The 5239-nt window shown below is 45.3% G+C and carries 6 protein-coding genes; 3 read left to right on the top strand and 3 right to left on the bottom strand.

All coding sequences use genetic code 11. The features are described from left to right. Positions 1-55 precede the first annotated feature (55 nt). A complete protein-coding gene (gene focA / locus CAG65_RS03940) occupies positions 56-1507 on the top strand; it encodes a formate transporter FocA (protein ID WP_161452326.1) in 1452 nt (483 codons plus the stop codon). Between the two features lie 79 nt (positions 1508-1586). Here focA and CAG65_RS03945 read toward each other — a convergent pair whose 3' ends face one another. The 3 genes from CAG65_RS03945 to CAG65_RS03955 form a co-directional block, all read right to left on the bottom strand. Further along, the gene (locus tag CAG65_RS03945; protein ID WP_161452329.1) at positions 1587-2156 is read right to left on the bottom strand and encodes a YceI family protein; all 570 of its coding nucleotides are present in this window, start codon (positions 2154-2156) and stop codon (positions 1587-1589) included. Further along, positions 2153-2692 (bottom strand): cytochrome b, encoded by a 540-nt coding sequence (locus tag CAG65_RS03950; protein ID WP_021705303.1) that lies wholly within the window; start codon positions 2690-2692, stop codon positions 2153-2155. The genes CAG65_RS03945 and CAG65_RS03950 overlap by 4 nt, the downstream gene beginning before the upstream one ends. 276 nt (positions 2693-2968) lie before the next feature. Beyond that, a complete protein-coding gene (locus CAG65_RS03955) occupies positions 2969-3217 on the bottom strand; it encodes a DUF2164 domain-containing protein (protein ID WP_040902561.1) in 249 nt (82 codons plus the stop codon). A gap of 244 nt (positions 3218-3461) precedes the next feature. On the opposite strand from CAG65_RS03955, the gene CAG65_RS03960 reads away from it, so the two are divergent. Together CAG65_RS03960 and CAG65_RS03965 are read left to right on the top strand one after the other, a co-directional pair. Continuing rightward, a complete protein-coding gene (locus tag CAG65_RS03960) occupies positions 3462-4097 on the top strand; it encodes a hypothetical protein (RefSeq protein ID WP_021705305.1) in 636 nt (211 codons plus the stop codon). A 67-nt stretch (positions 4098-4164) separates the two neighbouring features. Continuing rightward, entirely contained in the window at positions 4165-4953 is a 789-nt protein-coding gene (locus CAG65_RS03965; protein WP_161452330.1) for a lipase family protein, read from the top strand. Positions 4954-5239: the final 286 nt, after the last annotated feature.

Below are 5239 nucleotides of genomic sequence, written 5' to 3' on the forward strand. Positions count from 1 at the left end.
CATAATGTCTTGTTTGAAAAGGAGGTAATAATGAAAAATAGATTAGGGAGTGCGTATGTCGACCACCCAATCCAATAACATCCAGTTGTTTTCTCCATCAGAGATGATGGCTGAAGCAGAAAAATTCGCGATCAGCAAGGCAAAAAAAACCAGTGGTATGACGCTGAGTTTAGCGGTGATGGCCGGTGCTTTTATCGGCCTGGCGTTTCTTTTCTATATCACGGTGACGACAGGAAGTGGGAACGCTGGCTGGGGGCTGACTCGCCTGGTTGGCGGGCTGGCATTCAGCATGGGCTTGATACTGATTGTCATTTGTGGCGGTGAATTGTTTACCAGTTCCGTCCTCTCCTCGATTTCCTGGGCCAACAAGCAGATTAGCCTGCGCAAAATGCTGTCTATCTGGGGTAAGGTCTATCTGGGAAACTTCATCGGTGCAATGGCGCTGCTGTTTATCGTCTCAGGTGCCGGGTTGTATCAGATGGATCATGGTCAATGGGGTCTGAATGCACTCAATATTGCCCAGCACAAATTGCACCACACCACTCTGGAAGCCTTTTTTCTTGGCGTCTTATGTAACCTGTTGGTGTGTCTGGCAATATGGCTGACCTTCAGCTCGGCTAACGCAATGACAAAAGCGGCGATGACCATTATGCCAGTGGCAATGTTTGTCTCCAGTGGTTTTGAACACTGTGTCGCCAATATGTTCATGATCCCACTTGGCATTACCATTCATGCCTTTGCACCTGAAAGTTTCTGGGCGCAACTGGGCCTTGAAGCAATGCAGTTTCAGGATTTAACCGTAGCGAACTTTATTACCGCCAATCTTATCCCGGTGACGTTTGGAAACATCGTAGGGGGCGCGGTTTTAGTCGGCTTAGCCAACTGGAGTATTTATCGACGACCGCAATTAAAGTCCGCGACCATCACACCTATCAGCACGACCACGACTATCACATCAGAAAAGGAAACCATTATGAGCTCAGAAGTTTCAGTCCGTGACATCATGAACATCCACCCTATCACGCTGAGCGCAGACATGCCGGTACCAGAAGCGATTGATAGCCTGCTCGATACGCATTTAACCAGCGCGCCAGTATGTGACGTGCAAGGACGATTAGTCGGCTTCTTTTCAGCACACGATGTCATGGTTGATCTGTGGTGCCAGGATTACATCCCACAAAAAGACCAGAAAGTTGTCGACCTGATGTCGCGAGATGTGATTGCAGTCAGTGCAAATGACCGCCTGGTCGATGTTGTGGAATTCATGTGCATCGACAAAGAGCAGTTATACCCGACAAGCAGTATGGGCATCGCCACTCGCCTGACATCATTATCGTTGGAAGAGCGAGCTAAAGCGATGAAAGTCAGTAAACCGCAGTTGCTGCCTGTGCTGGACGATGGTGAGTTTGTTGGCGTGGTGACCCGTGAGCATGTATTGGCCGCACTACGACCCGTTTATGGCGAACGAGTTCAGCACCAAAGTGAAACCAAACTCGAACTGGCTTAACCGATTTTTGGTTGGGAAATAAGTCGCTTAACCAAAAAAGCCCCCGCAATGCGGGGGCTACTTAACAAAGCAAAATGCGTTATTGTTTCACGCCTTCCACATGCAGTTCCATGTCTACGTAGCTCGAATCACCCATTACTGCAATATTGAAATCTGCCAGTTCAAGACGGGTGGTGCCGTAGAAGCCTGCACGCTCACCGCCCCATGGATCTTTACCTGCCCCCACAAAGTGTGCATTGATTGTGATTGGTTTTGTTTGACCATGCAGAGTCAGATCACCCATAACATCTAAGTTGCCATCACCTTTATCAACCACTTTCGTGCTGGTGAATGTTGCTGATGGGAATTTACCTGCATCAATAAAGTCTGAGCTACGGATGTGTTTATCACGCTCAGCATGATTAGAATCCAGGCTGCTGGTGTCGACCGTTACATTGACTTTAGAGGCTGCAATATTCGCTGGATCGTAAGAAAAATCGCCTTCAAACTTGTTAAAACGACCTTTGATAAAGCTGTAGCCAAGATGGCTGACTTTAAAGTTAACCGACGCGTGAGCGCCCTTTGAATCAATTACATAATCCGCTGCGCTTGCACCAAAAGGCAGTGCAACTGCCATAGCCAATCCGGTAGCAATTAACGTTTTTTTCATTTCGAAGCTCCTATCATTTTGCGTAGCGTGTTGTCTTTATCAATAAAGTGATGTTTGAGTGCCGCGACAGCATGCAGCGCGGCCAGTAAAATCAGAGCCCAGGCAGCGTAATAATGAATGGTACCGGCAGTATCTGCCTGACCTTCAAAAAACGCCCCCGCTCCTGGGACGGTAAACCAGTTAAATACATCGATTCCGCGACCATCTTCTGTCGAGATCAGATAGCCAGAAATAAAGATAACCAGCAGCAATAAATAAATCGCACTGTGGGCCAGTTTAGCCAGGATAACCTCGTAAGCTTTGCCCTCCACCTTTGGAGACAAAGTTACATGCTTCCAGACGATCCGGAAAATTGTGACCGCCGCCAATATGATACCAACCGACTTATGCCAGTGAGGTGCAGTTTTGTACCATTGACTGTAGTAAGTCAGATCAACCATCCACAAACCAACAGCAAACATACCAATGATGACGGCCGCTGATATCCAGTGGATTGCCCGTACCATCGCGTTATAGTTTTTAACTTCTGTACTCATTTTTAGTTTCCAAAATGTGCCCAGCGCCGAATGAGAATGTCTATCATAGCGATTTATCTCATTGGCGTAACACAGTATTTACCAATATTTACAATGTGGGAATATTAGTAACCTGAATAAGTTATTCAAATATTTCGAACAACTTTTCGCTCACTTGTGACAAGCCTAGATAAATCAACGAAAGGCCAATAATATTAACAAGTTAATCACTATTGTTTTTGTCTCTCATCTAAGAAAAAACCGCAGTCAAACATGTAACAAAGCGTTACATCATGGTTAATACTTCGAATCTTTCTCGATCGAATAAAAGTCATCGCTGATGTCCAACATTCTACGTTCCAGAGCACTCTTCGCATCCGAAACGCCCTTGTTATAAAACGCTGGCGCCAGTTCTTTGTTGATAAAGTCCACCAGAAAAAGCGCATCGAACTGTCCCAGTTCAGTATCGCACTCGGATTCAAGGAAGCGTTGCAGTGCTTCTGCCATGGCTTGTTTTTGTTCGTGGGTAAATTCAATCTCTGACATGCTCGTTCTCTCTTAATGTGTAACGAAGGCTCTCTATTTTTCGCCTATCGGCTAAGTGATCAACTGACCCAATCCTAACAGTTTTCAGTCAGCAACTCGGACATAAGCGGGTTTGAATAACAAAAATTCGTGATGTAAATAACGGGAAAGATCATGAAGTTGCGAAATTTAGACGAGTGGTTTGAAATTTTTATGGTACGCTTTGCTGATATTGAGCATTGTGCTCATTTCGAGGAGATATGCGTTGCTACTGGATGTGCTGATTCAAAGTGTGAACGAGTTTCAGGCTGACTGCATGGCGTTGTGCGAAAAACATTACCCAACCATACATAACGGTGGAATGAGTGAACATCACTTGGGGCTTGCCTTTGCCAGACGCCTTTCTCGTACGCTCCATGAGTTTGGTCACGGTTGCGAATACGCACCAATGGACATTCATCAGAACAACGATCTTCCCCACCATTACCGCGTCAGCTCAGATGCCGGCACCGTCTGGGTCCTGACCTCTCATCTGGTCAGTGCTGGAAACGGCTGTCGACACAAATTAATGAAGCAAATTGGTTTATGGCAGCAGGAATACGGTTACGCCATTCAACCCAACGATTTATTGCTGCTGCTTTCCGATCATTGGATCAGCCGCAGTAAACAGAGCCGAGAACTTCTGCATTGGTGGACAGGACAACTGCCGGATGAACTGGACGACTACAACGCACAAGGAATCAGCCTGTACGAGAGTGACTCACTGCTGTCACAGATGCTTGAAGCGCAATACGCGCTTAGCCCCTACTACATTAAATTTTCTCATCCTTTGAAACGTTCCAACAATCAACAACTCGTGCGTAAATACATCCAACTTTACGCCGTGATTCAATGGAACTGATTTGTCATCAATCTTTCATGTGACGGTGTGACACTTAAACCTAAGTCGATAAATTCAGGTAGGTTAAGTGAAAAAGCTCAAACGCTACCAATATGAGCGCTACGCCGTCCTATGCAATCTTGCTTACCAACGAGTCTTCAAACAAACCCGCTATGGCTTTTCTCCCACCGGACAGCGGATCATCAATAATCGATTCGGCAAAACCTACATTCGCGTTCTCTGGAGCAAAGAATCCGACGAAGTCATTATTGTCATTAAAGGTTCGCATAATATTTGGGACTGGCTACTCAATCTGGTGATGTGGAAGAAGCACTGTCGAAACTTTGGCTTGAGTTACCCCATTCACGCTGGTTTCCACTATTTGCTGACCCAAGAAAGTTTGCCAGCGCACAAAAACGACACCTTGGGTTTATCAGTTTTCGAGCGAGTGATGAATATTGTCACTCCGTTGATTGAGCAAGGAAAGCGAGTCTCTGTTACTGGGCACTCGTCCGGTGGCGCAATAGGTTGTGTGATAGCCGACTACATTGAGCATCACTACCCGAAAGTAATTAAACGGGTTGTTACTTTTGGACAACCGGCTATTGGCGGTCTGCGCTTTAAACGACGTTATCTGTTAAGTCACAAAACTTATCGGGTATGCTGCGATCTCGATATCGTTACCTTTCTCCCTCCACTTCCTTTTTACTACTGGCACGTCGGTAAAATTCTCTGGCTATACAACGGGCGGATTTACGAAAATACCCCAACACTGATACGACTAGGGCGCTCTCTCGGCTCCTGGCTGATTCGTCCGTTTTCATATCACTTAATGTCAAAATACATCCGGAATAAAGATTTCTTTGATGAAAGGTAACGTGTTGCCTCATTCCACTATGATCTAAATCTCGTTTTTGAGACTTAATTACAAACACATCAAAACCTCTGCAGCACGATGAAGGCATTCGCTGTATGATTAAGTTATTCATATATCAATGCAATCACCTGATAAAAATTCATCACTCTTGCTTATAATCTCAAATATAAGACAAAAAGAGTGAACGTTAAGAAAATGTTTTGCGTAAGATGAACGTAACCATAAATGGAATTGCTGGGTTACCGAACGTCAGACTTTATATGAATAAACTTTAACTCATTAGTGA

It is taken from the genome of Vibrio sp. V39_P1S14PM300 (assembly GCF_009904765.1).
In the GTDB taxonomy this organism is placed as follows: domain Bacteria; phylum Pseudomonadota; class Gammaproteobacteria; order Enterobacterales; family Vibrionaceae; genus Vibrio; species Vibrio proteolyticus.

What these genes read in the sequence shown, in the direction of transcription:
- CAG65_RS03945 (WP_161452329.1), bottom strand. Translation starts at nt 2,156, where the DNA reads ATGAAAAAAACGTTAATTGCTACCGGATTGGCTATGGCAGTTGCACTG.
- CAG65_RS03950 (WP_021705303.1), bottom strand. Translation starts at nt 2,692, where the DNA reads ATGAGTACAGAAGTTAAAAACTATAACGCGATGGTACGGGCAATCCAC.
- focA (WP_161452326.1), top strand. Translation starts at nt 56, where the DNA reads ATGTCGACCACCCAATCCAATAACATCCAGTTGTTTTCTCCATCAGAG.
- CAG65_RS03955 (WP_040902561.1), bottom strand. Translation starts at nt 3,217, where the DNA reads ATGTCAGAGATTGAATTTACCCACGAACAAAAACAAGCCATGGCAGAA.